Here is a 612-nt window from a genome sequence, read left to right on the forward strand (position 1 = left end):
CAGCTGCACAGCCCAACTACATCAGGCATGTGAATGCCTTCTTCGCGCAGGTGAGGAGAGATGATCGCTTACATACCAATCATGTCAGCCTTTATATGGCTTTATTCCAAATCTGGAATCAGCGCCATTTTAAAAAGTCTTTTCCCATCCTGCGCGACGAAGTCATTTCGCTCAGCCGCATCGGTTCCATGAATACATATAGCCGTTGTATAAAAGAGCTGCATTGCTATGGGTACATTCTGTATCAACAAGGCCGATTGACCATKCCTGGTATTGTTACCATTCTTCCGCTTCCGGKATCTTCTGAGGATGACACTACTCAACTTCAGCTATTTGATGAACTAAATGGGGGTGAATCAGATCCCCAAAATAATCACTCCAGTCGCAAAAGTGATACCGGCGATAGTCTCAAAAATGCGACTACGCCGTGTCGCAAAAATGATACTGGTTCGTGTCTCAAAATTGCGACTATGCCTTGTCGCAAAAGTGATACTATACCAGTCGCAATTTTGCGACACTTTAATAAACAAATAAACAAGTATAAACGAGAGAGAGAAAACATGCTCTCGCTCTCAAAAAAAAATTATAAAAATGAAATTAAAAATCCCCAAA

Annotated in this window: 1 protein-coding gene; it reads left to right on the forward strand. The window is 41.8% G+C overall.

Annotation, left to right across the window (positions count from 1 at the left end):
- Positions 1-612, forward strand: a 612-nt coding sequence (locus AC1DCV_RS35760; RefSeq protein ID WP_477027680.1) for a hypothetical protein, incomplete at both ends; no start/stop codon positions are given.

This window comes from Chitinophaga sp. 10T418 (assembly GCF_056394125.1).